The organism is Rhizobium sp. CNPSo 3670, assembly GCF_057784555.1.
This window is the reverse complement of record NZ_JBXSOL010000007.1, coordinates 139,671-154,772: the sequence shown is the minus strand read 5'-3', so window position 1 is coordinate 154,772 and position 15,102 is coordinate 139,671. Positions and strand designations below refer to the sequence as shown.

At 61.9% G+C, this 15,102-nt stretch carries 12 protein-coding genes; 6 read left to right on the top strand and 6 right to left on the bottom strand.

Annotated features, from left to right (window positions below; all coding sequences use genetic code 11):
- Positions 1-53: 53 nt before the first annotated feature.
- The 4 genes from AC13QO_RS09545 to AC13QO_RS09530 form a co-directional block, all read right to left on the bottom strand.
- Positions 54-1,706, bottom strand: a complete 1,653-nt coding sequence (locus tag AC13QO_RS09545) for a sensor histidine kinase (protein ID WP_488540521.1) — start codon at positions 1,704-1,706, stop codon at positions 54-56.
- 425 nt (positions 1,707-2,131) lie between these two features.
- Positions 2,132-2,998 carry a tetratricopeptide repeat protein gene (locus AC13QO_RS09540; protein ID WP_085779483.1) on the bottom strand — a complete coding sequence of 289 codons (867 nt, stop codon included), beginning with the start codon at positions 2,996-2,998 and terminating at the stop codon, positions 2,132-2,134.
- 134 nt (positions 2,999-3,132) lie between these two features.
- Positions 3,133-3,345 carry a 30S ribosomal protein S21 gene (gene rpsU, locus AC13QO_RS09535; protein ID WP_003585885.1) on the bottom strand — a complete coding sequence of 71 codons (213 nt, stop codon included), beginning with the start codon at positions 3,343-3,345 and terminating at the stop codon, positions 3,133-3,135.
- A gap of 174 nt (positions 3,346-3,519) precedes the next feature.
- The gene (locus AC13QO_RS09530; protein ID WP_488540575.1) at positions 3,520-5,052 is read right to left on the bottom strand and encodes an adenylate/guanylate cyclase domain-containing protein; all 1,533 of its coding nucleotides are present in this window, start codon (positions 5,050-5,052) and stop codon (positions 3,520-3,522) included.
- Positions 5,053-5,378: 326 nt separating this feature from the next.
- On the opposite strand from AC13QO_RS09530, the gene AC13QO_RS09525 reads away from it, so the two are divergent.
- The gene (locus AC13QO_RS09525) at positions 5,379-7,550 is read left to right on the top strand and encodes a CHASE2 domain-containing protein (RefSeq protein ID WP_488540574.1); all 2,172 of its coding nucleotides are present in this window, start codon (positions 5,379-5,381) and stop codon (positions 7,548-7,550) included.
- Between the two features lie 6 nt (positions 7,551-7,556).
- Here AC13QO_RS09525 and AC13QO_RS09520 read toward each other — a convergent pair whose 3' ends face one another.
- Positions 7,557-8,597: a FecR family protein gene (locus AC13QO_RS09520; RefSeq protein ID WP_488540520.1), complete on the bottom strand. Its 1,041-nt coding sequence runs from the start codon at positions 8,595-8,597 to the stop codon at positions 7,557-7,559.
- 307 nt (positions 8,598-8,904) lie between these two features.
- Here AC13QO_RS09520 and AC13QO_RS09515 point away from each other — a divergent pair, with 307 nt between their 5' ends.
- The 5 genes from AC13QO_RS09515 (at position 8,905) to AC13QO_RS09495 (ending at position 14,569) form a co-directional block, all read left to right on the top strand.
- Entirely contained in the window at positions 8,905-10,158 is a 1,254-nt protein-coding gene (locus AC13QO_RS09515) for a sarcosine oxidase subunit beta family protein (RefSeq protein WP_085779480.1), read from the top strand.
- A gap of 109 nt (positions 10,159-10,267) precedes the next feature.
- Positions 10,268-10,609: a sarcosine oxidase subunit delta gene (locus AC13QO_RS09510; protein ID WP_085779479.1), complete on the top strand. Its 342-nt coding sequence runs from the start codon at positions 10,268-10,270 to the stop codon at positions 10,607-10,609.
- Complete coding sequence (locus AC13QO_RS09505) at positions 10,606-13,599, top strand: sarcosine oxidase subunit alpha (protein WP_285192530.1); 2,994 nt, start codon at positions 10,606-10,608, stop codon at positions 13,597-13,599. The genes AC13QO_RS09510 and AC13QO_RS09505 overlap by 4 nt, the downstream gene beginning before the upstream one ends.
- A complete protein-coding gene (locus tag AC13QO_RS09500) occupies positions 13,592-14,140 on the top strand; it encodes a sarcosine oxidase subunit gamma (protein WP_488540519.1) in 549 nt (182 codons plus the stop codon). Before AC13QO_RS09505 ends, AC13QO_RS09500 begins: the two co-directional genes overlap by 8 nt.
- Positions 14,141-14,170: 30 nt before the next feature.
- Complete coding sequence (locus AC13QO_RS09495; RefSeq protein WP_488540518.1) at positions 14,171-14,569, top strand: VOC family protein; 399 nt, start codon at positions 14,171-14,173, stop codon at positions 14,567-14,569.
- A 16-nt stretch (positions 14,570-14,585) separates the two neighbouring features.
- On the opposite strand, the gene AC13QO_RS09490 is transcribed toward AC13QO_RS09495, so the two are convergent.
- Positions 14,586-15,074: a MaoC family dehydratase gene (locus AC13QO_RS09490; protein ID WP_097597230.1), complete on the bottom strand. Its 489-nt coding sequence runs from the start codon at positions 15,072-15,074 to the stop codon at positions 14,586-14,588.
- Positions 15,075-15,102: the final 28 nt, after the last annotated feature.

The window sequence follows — 15,102 nt, the reverse complement described above, 5'->3', positions numbered from 1 at the left end:
TCTCCTTGAAAACGACCTGTCCGAAACGGGTTGAGGTGGCGATTGTTCCTGGGTTATTCCCGCTCCAGCGTGGCGCGCTGGGCTATCAGTACCCATAACAGGCCTTCAGGCCGGAAATCGACCTGCACCGTGCCACGGAAGGCGGCAGCGGCATGCGCCTTGATGACGGTCGTGCCGAAGCCCGAGCGCGACGGCTCGGTGACCGCTGGGCCGCCGCGCTCCTCCCAGGTGAAGCGGAGCAGGGCATCCGGCTTGCCTTCGTCCCTAACATCGTGCCAGTCGAAGCGGACGCGCCCCTGCGGGACGGAGAGCGCACCATATTTCACAGAATTGGTGGCGAGCTCATGCAGGGTAAGGCCCAGGTTCTGCACCGCATCCGGCTTCAGGACGAAATCTTCGCCTGTGATTTCGATCTGGTCGTGCGATTGCGGGAAGGCCTGCAGATGGATATCAACGACCCGCCGGAGCGACACGCCTCCCCATTGCTCGCTCGTCAGGAGCTCTATTGAACGCGCCAGCCCCTCAAGGCGGTCGGCGACGGCAGCCTGAAAGGCTTCGACGCTGTCGGCCTGTTTGGCCAGCTGGCGCATCATGGCCTGAGCAAGCGTGAGAAGGTTCTTGGTACGATGGACGAGTTCATGCATGACGAACCGCAGCCGGTCCTCGGTCTGGCTGCGATCGAATGAGGCGTTCGAAAGAGCGATCGCCACCTGGTTCGCCTCGATGACGCTTGTTTCCACCGGTGAGACGATGTGGCCCTGACCCATGCGGTTCGCCATGTCGGCAATCTCGCGAATGGTGGTGCGGACCTGTCTCGCGACGGCATAGGCGGCCAGTACGGCAACGAGCACGAGGGCAACTCCTCCGATGATGAGGAAACGCCAGGTGCTGAGAATCGACGCCTGCGCCACCGGCCCCCAGATCACCGTCTTCCAGGACCAGCCGGGAATTTGTGCATAACCGAGGAGCATGTGCGGCAGGATCGTCTTGTCTTCGAACACGCCCCGGGAAAAACCGAGCGCCGGCAGGATGCGCGGATCGAAGGGCGTGCCGGGTTCGAGGGCAGTCGGGCCGGCGGCAACGACCACGTGACCACTTTGATCAAGCACAGCCGCCGACCATCCAGGGGCTAGACCCTGGGTCGTTACGAGCCGGCCGAGATCCTGGGCATCCTGTGTGATGATGAGGGCGGAAACGGGATCGTTCTTTCTCGGCAGGATGACATTGTAGACCCAGTCGCCGCTGGTTCTGCCGCGGACCACATCCGACGCTTCGATGCGACCGGATTTCATTGCGGCATCGAGGGCGGCGATGTTTGTCGTCTTTCCGAGCTCCGCGCCGAAAGGTCGGCGTGTGTTCAGCAGTTGCTGGCCAGTTGCGTCGACCGCTTGGACGTAGAGCGCATTGTTCCGCAGAGCTGCTTCCGTGCGCTGGTGGAAGGAGGCGAGATCGCCGTTTTCGAGTTCCGGGGAGCTCGACAGCAGCCGCAACGTCGTCGCCATATCCTGAAGCTGGCGATCGATGATGCGCGACAGGGCAAGCGCGTCCTGCGCCGTCTCGCGCTTTAACGTGGAGCGCTGGTTGTCCTCCAACTGCAGCAGAAGCAGCGTCACGAAGGCGAAGATCGGCAATGCGATCGCCACCGCCATGGCAACCAGATAGGTGCCGATCGAAGCTTTGGGAAAAAACAGCGCCACGATCTTCATTTATTGCGCGCCGCCGCCATAGGTCCCGGTATTGCCGCGTCCTTTGTGCGTCTTGAAAGATGTGCGGCGCTGCTGTGCGCGCTGTCCGCAACAGTTTTCGTCTGCGGTCAGGAAAGCAAAGATCCGCATCTCTCGCAAACCGCCCTCAACATGTTTTCGCACACCCCGATAGCGGGCTATCGAAGCAGCCGCATGTTAGGGGGAGCAAAAGCAGGTTGCAACATCGTATGACATGCCACGGAAGACGGTGGCGGTTTTTCCGTCTCTCTTTTCAAAGCGATGCGGCGCCTTCATGACAGCTTATTCCGGCCACCCGTTGCTGCACGCGCACCGAGCCCGGTCATCGATAAATCGGTTCTGCCGAAGATTTCCTGCAACGCCAAGGTTCTGGGCATCCGATGGCCCGGCCGCCCCAATACACATACTTAGCCGGCTGGAGCGCCCACTCGGGCGAGACCATCGCGGGCCGGCTGGTATTTCGGGTCAAGCCCGACCGCATGGCGGTAGGAGCGGGCTGCCTTGGCCTTGTCGCCGCGACGTTCGTAGACAAGAGCCTGGTTGGCCCAGGATTCGGCGATATTGCCGTTGAGATCGATCGCGTGATTGAAATCGGCAAACGCGTTGTCGTCGTCATTCAGCGCGATGTAGGAGATGCCGCGGCCATTATAGGGCTCGGGCGAATTCGGGGCGAGCGAGATGGCCTTCGAGAAATCGTCGATTGCCTTATCCTGCTGATTGCGCTTCTGATAGATCAGGCCACGATTGTGATAGGCGCGGCCATCGGTCGTGCCGAGCTGGATCGCCTTGCTGAAATCGTTGAAAGCTGCATCGTCCTGTCCGGCCATGCGATACACATTGCCGCGGCCGATATAGGCGACGTCGTAGCTCGGATTGATCTGCAGGGCGGCATTGTAGTCGGCAATCGCCTGCTGCTGCTGGCCCATGTTGCGATAGACGAGCGCGCGGTTGGCATAGGCCTGGAAGAAGCGCGGGTTGATCTGCAATGCTGTATTGAAATCGTTCAGCGCCTGGCGGAACTGGCCGCTGCGGCCATAGGCGGAACCGCGGACATTATACCCTTCGGGATCCCTCGGATTGGCGTTGATAACAGCCGTCAGCGACGCGATGTTCTCTTCCGAGCCCTGCGCCTTGTCGATGCGGATTACGGCATCCGTGGTGTTGGTCGTCTCGCAGCCGGCAAGGCCGACCATGGCCGCCAGCGTCAAAGCCGGCAGGAATGCGGATTTCTGAAAGCGCCAGGCGCGGGACGGATTGAAGGTGGTATCAGCCATTCGGGCTCGCTTTCCCCATGCGGCATATCCGATTTCTGGATATGCGATCTTCAGCGGCAAACTAAAAAGGCGGCGGCGAACCCATCGCCCCCGCCACAATACATCTGAAAACGTCGAAAAAACGACGGCAACGCTTAGCGTGCGACCAGGCCTTCGCGCTGGGCGCGCTTGCGGGCCAGCTTGCGAACACGGCGAACAGCCTCGGCCTTTTCGCGAGCGCGCTTCTGCGAAGGCTTCTCGTAGTAGTCGCGCATCTTCATTTCGCGGAAAATGCCTTCGCGCTGCATCTTCTTCTTGAGAGCGCGGAGAGCCTGATCGACATTGTTATCGCGGACAAGTACCTGCACGAGAGTCACGTTCCTTTGGTTTGGTTGATGCCTGAGGCAGCGCAGCGCCAGGGGCAAAAATATAACGTTCGCGCGGCCGGAGCCTTGCGATTGGTGATGCGGGATAGCAGATCGAGTAGGGGAAGTCCAGATGGATATCGGCGGCAGTTGGAAAAATCATACCTGCCCGGCATCCTATCTCAAGCGAGCCGCTTCCGGCGGGGCCTCGTCAAGGGCGGCGATTGCCTCCTTGAGCGCCGTCCTGACCCGGAGACGATCGGCAGGCTCCAGCCGGCTCATATCCAGATGCAGGTCGAGACCTGAGAGATGTTCGCTGAGAACGCGGCTTTTGTGGTCGGCGCCGAGCCTCAGCCCGTCGACGGCATAGGGCACGACCTCGCGCTGGATGCCCTTCATGGTGATCTGCGGCAAGGGATGGGCGTCGACGATCTCGTTCACCAGCGCATAGGTTTCGTAGCTGATGACGATTTCTCCGCCCTGGGCGATCGACTGCAGCCTGGCTGCGAGATTGGCCTCCGCGCCGATGATCGTATAGTCCATGCGATCGTTGCTGCCGAAATTGCCGACGTTGCAATAACCGCTGTTGATTCCCATGCGCACGACGAAAGGCTCCTCGGTGCCGTTTCTGCGCCATCTGTCCTTGAGTTCGCCGAGGCGACGCTGCATGTCGACGGCCATGCGCAGGCAGGCTTTCGCATCTTCCTCCGGACCCTTCGTTTCCGGGTCGCCGAAGAAGACCAGCATGGCGTCGCCGATGAACTTGTCCACCGTGCCGCCATGGGCGAGGGCAATGTTCGACATTTCGGTCAGATATTCGTTGAGCATATCCGTCAGCGCTTCCGGCTGCAGCCGTTCGGTGGTCGCGGTGAAATCCTTGATGTCGGAGAAGAAAATCGTCAGGCGCTTGCGCTCGGTATGGACGACGACGTCTTTCTGTCCGCTGAAGATGCTCTTGTAGATCTGCGGCGAGAGATAACGTGAAATCTTCAGGGAAACGCTCGCCAGAAATTCGTTCGCCGCTTCGAGATCCCGGTTGGCGCCATGGATGGCGCGGGCCTGCTGGCGCTGCAGCAGAATGAAGCTGAGGCCGATGATGGCGACAAAAAGGAAATAGCAGAGCAGGTATTTGAAGGCGAAGACGTTGCTTGCATAGGGCTGCTTGATGACCACTTCCTGGATGCCGCGCACATCGCCGACCTTCCAGTCGGTCTTCGGACTTTCCGGGTGGCTGTTGTGACAGGCAACGCAAGCCTGGCCCATGACGACCGGCGTGACGAAGCGCAAGGTATCGGTCAATCCGACGCGGGTGAGGTCGCTCAACGTCCGCTGTGGATTGGCGCGCAGTGCGACAAGCGCTCGTTTCTCGAAATCGTCGAGCTCGTGGGAAGCGCGACTTTTGAACGGCAGATCGGAGACGAAGCGGTATGTGATGTTGGCCTGCTGCTCTTTTATGACGTCGCCGAGTTCCAGCGAAAGTGTCGCCGGCAGCGGGATGGCGCCGGGGATATTCGCGTAGTTGTGGGAGACGACCGTGCCTGCGGTCGCGCCGCTGGCGTGCGCGGCCAGAACGCGTCCGACGACATTGGCGGAATAGTAGGAGCGGATGCTCGATATCAGCGAGCTCATATCTCGCGCCTGGCGTCTGAGGGTATTTCCTGAGAGGTCGCTGATGTCGAGCCAGACGGCCAGCGGCAGTCCCGCCAGCATCGCCAGCACGACGACGATCAGCCAATAGCCGCTGCGGCGCACGGCGGTTTCGGAAATCACGGGGGCCCCTCACTCTTCCATATAAAAGCATTGGCGCTTCGCGCCGTTACAAGAACATTTCACCGCGCGTCCGACAAGATCGAAGACGTGTCGTCCAAGCAAAGCGTGGAAACGACGGCGTCGCCAAATTTGAAGATGCCGTTGCGCCGACCGGCAGGAAGCGGAAGGCTGGAAAGCGAAAAGAAGCGTCGGGGCGCATGAGTGAATGGCGTCCGGGCAGAAAGCGGCGTAGCCTGTCGTTTGGGAGAGGGACACCGGTTGAGATGATGACGCGCGTGCAGCAAATCGGTGTCGTTGTCGGACTGGTGATCGTGGCTGCGCTGACGATGCTGCGGGCAGATGATCCCGGGATCTTCAAGCTGATCCGTGGGGTGACCTTCGACGAGTACCAACGCCTGCTTCCGCGGACATTCGAGCCCATGCCGGTCCATGTGATCGACATTGATGAGGCGTCGCTGCGCGAGTTCGGCCAATGGCCGTGGCCACGGGACCGGTTGGCCCTGCTGGTGGACCGGCTTTCTGACATGGGCGCTGCGGCCATCGCCTTCGACGTTCTCTTTTCAGAGCCGGACCGGCTGTCGCCGCGCAACGTCGTGCGCGAGGTGGCGGGGGTTGATCCGTCCCTGGCAGAGAAGCTTCCCGACAATGACGAGATCTTTGCCCGCTCGATCTCCGGCAAACCCGTCGTGCTCGGTTTCGGCCTTTCCAACGAGGGCAGTTACCGGCCGCCTGTCAAGGCTGGTTTTGCTTTCACCGGGGAAAGCCCCGTCTCGGCTCCGCCCTATCTTGCGGCATCGACGCCGCTCAGGCCGCAATTGGAAGCCAATGCCGCAGGGCTCGGCCACATCAGCCTCAATCCCGGCAATCCTTCGCCGGTGGTGCGGGCGGTGCCGTTGTTCCTGACCGACGGCGTGCAGCTCTATCCCAATCTCGCGGTCGAGGCGCTGCGCGTCGCGCAAGGTGTATCGACGTATGTATTGGCCGGCGCGCCCGATCGCGCCGGCGTGATGACATCGGCAAAGATCGGCGATTTCGTCGTGCCGCTGACGGCGGCGGGCGAATTTTGGCTCTATGTCAGCCCCGACCGAGCCGAGCGCTATATCTCCGCCCGCCAGGTACTCGCCGCCGGAGGCGCCTCTCCCGAGATCTCCGCCGCCATTGACGGCAGCATCGTCTTCATCGGCACCTCGGCGGCAGGCCTGCAGGACATCCGCGTCACGGCGCTCGGCGAGAACGTTCCCGGCGTTTCGATGCATGCGCAGGTCGTCGAACAGATTCTCTCCGGCCATTTCCTGTCGCGGCCCGACTGGGCGGACGGGCTGGAAATTCTCACGATCGCGGTGCTCGGATGCCTGCTCGTCGTGGTAACGACCTTCGTCAGTCCCGCCGTCGCACTGGTCTGCGGCCTGCTCATTACCGCAATGGCGCTCGTGGCCTCCTGGCTCTCCTTTCTTTATGCGGGGCTTCTTCTCGATCCATTGGCTCCGATCGTCAGCGGATCGGTTATCCATTTTGCCGCAACCTCGTTCCGCATTCTGGTGATCGACCGGGAAAGGCGCGAGGTGCGGCGCGCCTTCGGACATTATCTTTCTCCGTCTCTGCTGCATCGCATCGAGCATAACCGCGATGCCTTGCGCCTCGGTGGAGATGACCGGGAACTGACGGTAATGTTCGTCGACGTCAGGAACTTCACTGAAATCAGCGAACGGCTGGCGCCGACTGATGTCGTTGCCTTCCTGAATACATTGCTCGACGCGCTGAGCCGCCATGTCGTGGCTAACGAAGGTACTCTCGACAAGTTTATCGGTGATTCGATCATGGCATTCTGGAATGCGCCGGTTGATGTAGCGGATCACGAAATCAAGTCGGTTCGCACGGCGCTCGCCATGCGCGAGACACTCGCCGAACTGAACGCCGGCGACGCCTTCGGCTTCGGACCCGATCAGGAGGTCGGCATCGGCATCGGCATCCATACAGGCGTTGCCTGTGTCGGAAATATGGGCGCCAAAACCCGCTTCAACTATTCGGCTGTCGGAGATGCGGTCAACGTCGCGGCCCGCATCGAGTCGTCCTGCAAGGAGGTCGGCTTCGATATCCTCGTCTCCGACAGCACGGCTCGCTCCGTGCAGGGGATGGCGGTGATCGAGGCCGGCGCCCTCTCGCTCAAAGGGAAGAGCAGCCGGACGCAGATCCTTGCGGTCGTCGGCGATGAACGCGTCGCAGCATCCCAAGAATTCGCCGCGCTCGAGCTCGCCCACAAGCAACTGATGCAGGCCCTGCAATCGCATTCGCGGAACAGCCGGAAGCTTATCGGCGCGTCAAAGCTCAGGGCCGTGCAAGTGCTCGGCGGTCTGGCGGAATTCTACGAGCGTGTATCGGGCAGGACCGATCATTTTCGCGAAGTGCCGAAGGCGGTCGAAGAGAGCGCCGCAGACTGACCGGCCTCAGCGACCGCGATTGAAATCGCGGCTCCTATGGTGGTTCCGATCATTGTCACCATCACCATCACCAGCACCTTCATGATCATGATGGTGATCGCGACCTCCATCATGCTGGCGGTCGTGCCCCCGATGATCCAGACCGTGATTTCCCGGCTTGCCGTCCTCGTCATGCCGGCTATGACCCTCATGCTTATCGGGCCTGTCCGGCTTATCGTGGTCGGGTCTATCATGATGGGGCTTGTCGTGGTGCGGCATTTCCGGCTTCTGCGGTCGCTCCTTTTGTGGCTCGGCCTCTCTCTGTGGCGGATCCTGTCTTTGCGGAGCGGGTGCAATTGCCGGCGGCGGCCGGTCTCGTTCGCTTCTTTCCGGCACCAGCGAAGCCATATTGCATCCGCCGAGCAGGCCGAGGCCACCCGAAAGCCGCTGGTTGCCGGAGAGGAAGGGCAGAGCGCGCTCATTTCCAAGCTTCTGGAGGACGTTACGCTCCACTCGTCGGGCCGCCGTCATGTCGCCGTTCGGTTTGGCGATAACGCAGTCGCAGCGTTGCTGCAGCTGCCGGCACCCGCCGGGGCCGCAAAAGCGGGCCGCGCCGTTCAACAGGACGACGGCCGTGGTGCCGTCAGGGCCGACATAAAAATCGAATGCGGTGCCGCGCACGCCGATCGTGCCTGCAGGCGTCAGAATTTGATAGGCCGAGGACTTCGAAGTGCCGCTTACCCAGCGGAAGGTCCCCTTGGCGGCCTTGATGGTGAGTTGCTTGACCGATTGGGTGTCGTCGAAAACATATCTGTCGATGACGACGGAGGACCCCCAGCCGACCGCAAGTTTGGTGCCGTCTCTAAATACAAACTGGCCCAGCCCAGACTGCGAAGTCTTGATGCGTTCGTCGCGGTGAACGCTTGTGTTGACTTCGATCGGGCCTGCTTGTCCAGTCACCTCGGTCTTGATGACCACAGCCTGGCCGACCGGCTCGGCGGCAGTTGCCAACCGGAAGCCGCATAGCGCAATGAAAAGCGCCTGGAATAAAAGCCGCCCCCAGCACATGATACACCAACCCCGGCAACGGGGAAAAATTAACATCATACTAACTGCTTGTCTTTTCACCCTCTTGGGCTAGTCAGGTCTGCCGCCAAGGGGAAGGCCGGACCTTCGCAAGATCCTGCAGGATGACGTTCGTTTGAGTTTGGGAAGCGGCGCTTGACACCATCGCAAATTGCTCAGTTTTCGACACGATGTCGTTCAGTGTCAAAAGTGAAGCTCTCGCGCGTCGCAAAACAGCCGTTGTGCCGCATTTGGATTTGCGATTTGTATGGGCGCGAGTACAGCCCTTGCCCGAAGGAGAAGAAGGCGGATGCGGAAATATTCGGTTTTTGCCGTGGCGCGGGAGGCCCTTCGCGGCCACAGAGGTTGGGAGAAGCAGTGGACTTCGCCGGAGCCGCGCGCCGAATACGACGTCGTTATCATCGGCGCTGGCGGACATGGCCTGGGAGCCGCCTATTATCTTGCGAAGGAGCACGGCATCACCAATGTGGCGGTGCTCGAGAAGGGCTGGCTCGGCGGCGGCAACACCGGGCGCAATACCACCATCATCCGTTCGAACTATCTCTATGAAGAGAGCATGCACATTTACGAGCATTCGATGAAGCTCTGGGAAGGGCTTTCACAGGAGCTCAACTACAATGTGATGTATTCGCCGCGCGGCGTGATGATGCTCTCGCACAATATTCACGACCAGCAGTCGTTCAAGCGACACATCCACGCCAACCGGCTCTACGGCATCGACAATGAATGGCTGACGCCGGAGCAGGCCAAGGCTTATTGTCCGCCGCTCGACATCTCCGCCAGCGCGCGCTATCCGATCAACGGTGCGGCACTGCAGCGTCGCGGCGGCACGGCGCGGCACGATGCGGTGGCCTGGGGATATGCGCGCGCAGCCTCCGATCGGGGTGTGCACATCATCCAGAACTGCGAAGTGACTGGTATCCGGCGCGGTCCTGACGGACGGGTGACCGGGGTCGAGACCTCGCGCGGCTTCATCGGCGCCAGAAAGGTCGGCGTATCGGCCGCGGGCCATACCTCGACAATCATGAAGATGGCGGATGTGCGCGTGCCGCTGCAGTCGAGCCCGCTGCAGGCGCTGGTCTCCGAGCCGCTGAAGCCGATCTTCCCCTGCGTCGTCATGTCGAACACGGTGCATGCCTACATCTCCCAGTCCGACAAGGGCGAGCTCGTCATCGGCGCCGGTACCGACCAGTATAATTCCTATTCCCAGACCGGCGGGTTGCAGATCATCACGCATACGCTCGACGCCATCTGCGAACTCTTTCCGATGTTCCGGCGCGTGAAGATGATGCGGCAATGGGGCGGCATCGTCGACAATACGCCGGACCGTTCGGCGATCCAGTCAAAGACGCCGGTTCCCGGGCTTTACGTCAATTGCGGTTGGGGCACCGGCGGCTTCAAGGCAACGCCGGGCTCGGCCAATCTCTTTGCGCACCTCATCGCCCGCGATGAAGCGCACAAGTTCAATGCCGGCCTGACGCTGGAACGCTTCCGCAGCGGCCGGCTGATTGATGAAGCGGCGGCTGCGGCGGTGGCGCACTGATGATGAACGTGTTCGCTCAGATACCCGCTTCTTTGGTTATTCACGCCCTCATCCGCCTTGAAAGCACCTTCTCCCTGCTGGGGAGAAGGGGAGGAGAAGGAAATCTCACATGCTGCTGATCCATTGCCCTTATTGTCAGGAAGAGCGTTCCGAGCTCGAATTCCGCGGTGCGGGTGACGCGCATATTGTGCGGCCCGCTGATATCGCCTCGGTCTCGGACGAGGAATTTGAAGAATACTTCTTCCTGCGCGACAACCCGAAGGGGCTGATCTTCGAGCGCTGGCGGCATATTCACGGCTGCGGCCGGTTCTTCAACGCGGCGCGCGATACGGTGAGCGACAAGTTCATCATGACCTACAAGGCGGGCGAGCCGAAGCCGCGGATCGGTGCCGAGGCCGAACAGCATAGCCCTGTCGAGACCTATGAAGCGGTGGAAGGAGAGGCCCAATGAGCGGTGCTAATCGTATCGCCGGGAAGGGGCGTCTGACGCCTGCAAAGACCGCGCGCTTCAGCTTCGACGGCAAGAGCTATACGGCGCTGGAAGGCGATACCGTCGCTTCGGCGCTGATCGCCAACGGCATTCATCTCGTCGGCCGCTCGTTCAAATATCATCGGGCTCGCGGCATCCTCTCGGCAGGCGCCGAAGAGCCGAACGCGCTGATCGATGTCGCGCGTGACAAGGCGCGCAAGCAGCCGAACGTCCGCGCTACGGTGCAGGAAATCTTCGACGGCATGATCGTCCAGTCGCAGAACCGCTGGCCTTCGCTTGCCTATGACGTCGGTGCGGTCAACAACCTGATGTCGCCGTTCTTCGCCGCCGGCTTCTACTACAAGACCTTCATGTGGCCGCGCTCCGCCTGGAAACATGTCTACGAACCGTTCATCCGCCGCGCTGCCGGTCTCGGCGTCGCGCCGACGGAAGAAGATCCGGACCATTATGCCAGCCGCTACGCCCATTGCGACGTGCTGGTGGTCGGCGCCGGGGTGGCCGGGCTTTCGGCAGCGCTGGCCGCGGCCGAGACCGGCGCGAAGGTGATCCTCTGCGACGAGCAGGCGGAAGCCGGCGGCGCGCTGCGCTACGATGCCGGCATCAGGATCGACGGACAGGATGGTTACGCCTGGGCGCAGAAGACCGTGGCGCGGCTGAAGGCGATGGACAATGTCGAAGTGCTCACCCGCACGACCGCCTTCGGCTACTACAACCATAATTTCGTCGGCCTTGCCGAGCGCGTCACCGATCACATGGCCAAGCCTTCGCGTGATCTGCCGCGCGAGCGGCTGTGGCAGGTCCGGGCCAAGCGGGTGATTCTCGCCACCGGCTCGATCGAGCGGCACATGGTATTTCCCAACAACGACCGGCCCGGCATCATGCTCGCCTCGGCGGGGCGGATGTACCTCAATCATTACGGTGTCGCCGTCGGAAACAATGTCGGCATCTACACGGCGCACGACTCTGCCTATGAGGCGGCTTTCGATCTCAAGCGGGCCGGTGTTTCGGTCGCCGCCATCGTCGATTGCAGGCAGGCGCCGGGTGCTGAAGTGCTGGCGGAGGCGCGTGCACTCGGCATAGATGTTCTTACCGGCCAGTCGGTCATCAATACGGCGGGGCGGCTGCGCATCTCATCGATGACAGTAGCGCGCAACGGCGGCGGTTCGCCGCGCAAGATCCCGGTCGATGCGCTTCTGGTTTCGGCCGGCTGGACGCCATCCGTGCATCTGTTCTCGCAGTCCCGCGGCAAGGTGGCCTTCGAAGCGGAAAGCCAGCGTTTCCTGCCCGGCACCTATGCGCAGGATTGCCTTTCGGTCGGCGCCTGTAACGGCACCGACGACCTGCAGCGAACGGTCGAGGAATCGCTTGCCGCAGGCGAACTGATGGCGCAGGCCGCGGGCAAGAGCGGCGGCGGGAAAATCACGATTTCGGCCGAGCAGCCCTATGACTGGACGGGCGGGATGATCGGCGCTGCCGAAGGCGCCGGACCGAAGACGAACGCCAAGGCCTTCATCGATTTCCAGCATGACGTCTGCGCCAAGGATATCCGCCTTGCCGTGCGCGAAGGCATGCATTCGATCGAGCATATCAAGCGGTTTACGACCAACGGCATGGCCTCGGATCAGGGCAAGCTTTCGAATATGCATGGCCTGGCGATTGCCGCCGAAATGCTCGGCAAGGAAATCCCGCGGGTCGGTCTCACGACTTTCCGCGCACCCTATACGCCGGTGACCTATGGTACGCTGATCGGCCATTCACGCGGAAAGCTGTTCGATCCGACGCGCAAGACGCCGCTGCACGACTGGGAAGAAGCGCAAGGCGCCGTTTTCGAGGATGTCGGCAACTGGAAGCGCGCCTGGTTCTATCCGCGCTCGGGCGAGAACATGCACCAGGCGGTCGCGCGCGAGTGCCGGACGGCCCGCGAGTCGGCAGGCATCTTCGATGCCTCTACGCTCGGCAAGATCGAAGTGGTAGGCCCGGATGCGGCGAAATTCCTCAATCTGATCTACACCAATGCCTGGGACACGCTGAAGCCCGGCAAGGCGCGCTACGGCATCATGACACGTGAGGACGGGTTCGTTTATGACGACGGCGTCGTCGGGCGTCTGGCAGAGGATCGTTTTCACGTGACGACGACGACAGGCGGAGCGCCGCGTGTTCTCCATCACATGGAAGATTACCTGCAGACGGAATTCCCCGATCTGAAGGTGTGGCTGACTTCGGTGACCGAACAATGGGCTGTCATCGCCGTCCAGGGACCGAAGGCGCGCGAGATCGTCGAGCCTCTCGTCGAAGGGGTCGATCTTTCCAACGAGGCCTTCCCGCATATGAGCGTTGCCGAGTGCACGGTCTGCGGCGTACCGGCGCGGCTCTTCCGCGTTTCCTTCACGGGAGAAATCGGTTTCGAAATCAACGTGCCGGCCGACTACGGCCAGTCGGTGCTCGAAGCGGTCTGGGCCAATGCCGAACCGCTCGGCGCCTGCGTCTACGGCACTGAGACCATGCACGTCCTCCGCGCTGAGAAGGGCTATATCATCGTCGGCCAGGATACGGACGGGACCGTGACCCCCGACGACGCGGGCGTCGCCTGGGCCGTTTCGAAGAAGAAGAAGGACTTCGTCGGCATTCGCGGGCTGCAGCGGCCGGACCTCGTCAAGGAGGGACGCAAGCAGCTCGTCGGCCTCGTTACCAAGGATCCGAAGTTGGTGCTCGAAGAAGGCGCGCAGGTCGTCGCTAGCCCGAACGAGCCGAAGCCGATGACGATGCTCGGCCATGTCACATCGGCCTATTGGTCGGAAAATTGCGGCAGGTCGATCGCCTTCGCTCTGGTCGCCGGCGGCCGGGCGCGGATGGGCGAGACGCTCTATGTGCCGATGCCGGACCGGACGATCGCCGTCGAAGTGACGGATCTGGTATTCTTTGACAAGGAAGGAGGCCGCATCCATGGCTGATGTCGCAATTCGCAAGCCGGCGCTGGCCGGCCGTCTCGGCGGCTCCGCCACTGTGCGTCTGGCCGTCGCACCGCCGGCAAGCCGCGTGGCGCTGCGCGCGCCGGCGGGGTCGCTCAAAGCACTTTCTTTGGCTCTGGGCCTCTCTGTGCCGACCACGCCGAAGACGTCCGGCCGCGCCGGTGCGCGCTCGGCGCTCTGGCTCGGGCCGGACGAGTGGCTGTTGATCGATGAGGCCGGTGGCGATCTGATGGCGGCATGTTCCAGCGCCGGCGCGCTCCATTCGGCGACCGACGTTTCCCACCGCAACGTGGCGGTCATCGTCTCCGGGCCGGGTGCGGAGGCGACGCTCGCGGCCGGCTGCCCGCAGGACCTGTCGCTGTCGTCCTTTCCAGTCGGCGCGGCCTCGCGCACGGTCTTCGGCAAGGCGGAGATCGTACTTTTCCGCACGGAAGAAGACACGTTTCGGGTGGAGTGCTGGCGGTCGTTTTCCGATTACGTCTTCGGGCTGCTGGCCGAGGCGGCGGAAGATGCCGCACATTGAGATCGCGACAATTTGGCTCAGGGATAGAGAATGCTGCACCATGCTTCCCTCGGCGTCTCCGATATCGAGCGGTCGGCGGCATTTTACGATGCCGCTTTCGCCGCGCTCGGTTATGTCAGGGTCTGGGACGACATCAGGCCGGGGCAGGTAGGGCAGGCGGTCGGCTATGGCCTTCCTGGCGGCGGGGACAAGTTGGCGATCAAACATGGGCCTGATGGCCAGCGTCCGCCGGGTTCGGGTTTTCATATGGCCTTTGCCGCACCAAGTCGCCAGGCGGTTGACGGATTTCATGCGGCGGCAATCGCGCATGGCGGCCGTGACAACGGCGCTTCAGGTCCGAGGCCCCACTATGGCGAGCATTATTATGCTGCCTTCGTAATCGATCCGGACGGACATGCTCTCGAAGCGATGATCAACTCACCGGAATAACAAGAGCCGCGATTGCCTACGCGTCTTCCGGGCGGTCCTTGGGATCGAACTGGATGATGGTGATCCATCTTGCCGTCAGGGCCGGCTTCTTCTCGTTTTCGATTTCGATCGTCACGTCGTAGGTGGTCATCAGCATGCCGCCGCCGCGGAAGCGGGCGTCGGAGAGCAGGAAGCGGCCGCGAACACGGGCGCCGCTCCTGACGGGGGTCATGAAGCGGACCCGGTCGAAGCCGTAGTTGATGCCCATGGTCTGCTCGCGCACCCTCGGCAGGCAGTTGTAGTTCATCGCCGACAGCAGGGACAGCGTCAGGAAACCATGGGCGATCGTGCCGCCGAAGGGGCTTTCAGCGGCGGCGCGCTCGGGATCGACATGAATGAACTGATGGTCGTCGGTCGCCCCCGCAAAGGCGTCGATCATTGTCTGATCGACGGTAATCCAATCCGAAAGACCCGTTTCCATGCCGATCAATCCCCGCACGTCGGAGAGTGAAATTTCCGTGACCATGAATTCCTCGTGAGAAAAGCCGCCGGGC

Excerpts from the sequence above, each read along its gene's own strand:
- AC13QO_RS09525 (WP_488540574.1), top strand. The coding sequence starts at position 5,379 with ATGACGCGCGTGCAGCAAATCGGTGTCGTTGTCGGACTGGTGATCGTG.
- AC13QO_RS09505 (WP_285192530.1), top strand. The coding sequence starts at position 10,606 with ATGAGCGGTGCTAATCGTATCGCCGGGAAGGGGCGTCTGACGCCTGCA.
- AC13QO_RS09500 (WP_488540519.1), top strand. The coding sequence starts at position 13,592 with ATGGCTGATGTCGCAATTCGCAAGCCGGCGCTGGCCGGCCGTCTCGGC.
- AC13QO_RS09540 (WP_085779483.1), bottom strand. The coding sequence starts at position 2,998 with ATGGCTGATACCACCTTCAATCCGTCCCGCGCCTGGCGCTTTCAGAAA.
- AC13QO_RS09490 (WP_097597230.1), bottom strand. The coding sequence starts at position 15,074 with ATGGTCACGGAAATTTCACTCTCCGACGTGCGGGGATTGATCGGCATG.
- AC13QO_RS09510 (WP_085779479.1), top strand. The coding sequence starts at position 10,268 with ATGCTGCTGATCCATTGCCCTTATTGTCAGGAAGAGCGTTCCGAGCTC.
- AC13QO_RS09520 (WP_488540520.1), bottom strand. The coding sequence starts at position 8,597 with ATGTGCTGGGGGCGGCTTTTATTCCAGGCGCTTTTCATTGCGCTATGC.
- AC13QO_RS09530 (WP_488540575.1), bottom strand. The coding sequence starts at position 5,052 with ATGCTGGCGGGACTGCCGCTGGCCGTCTGGCTCGACATCAGCGACCTC.
- AC13QO_RS09495 (WP_488540518.1), top strand. The coding sequence starts at position 14,171 with ATGCTGCACCATGCTTCCCTCGGCGTCTCCGATATCGAGCGGTCGGCG.
- AC13QO_RS09515 (WP_085779480.1), top strand. The coding sequence starts at position 8,905 with ATGCGGAAATATTCGGTTTTTGCCGTGGCGCGGGAGGCCCTTCGCGGC.
- AC13QO_RS09545 (WP_488540521.1), bottom strand. The coding sequence starts at position 1,706 with ATGAAGATCGTGGCGCTGTTTTTTCCCAAAGCTTCGATCGGCACCTAT.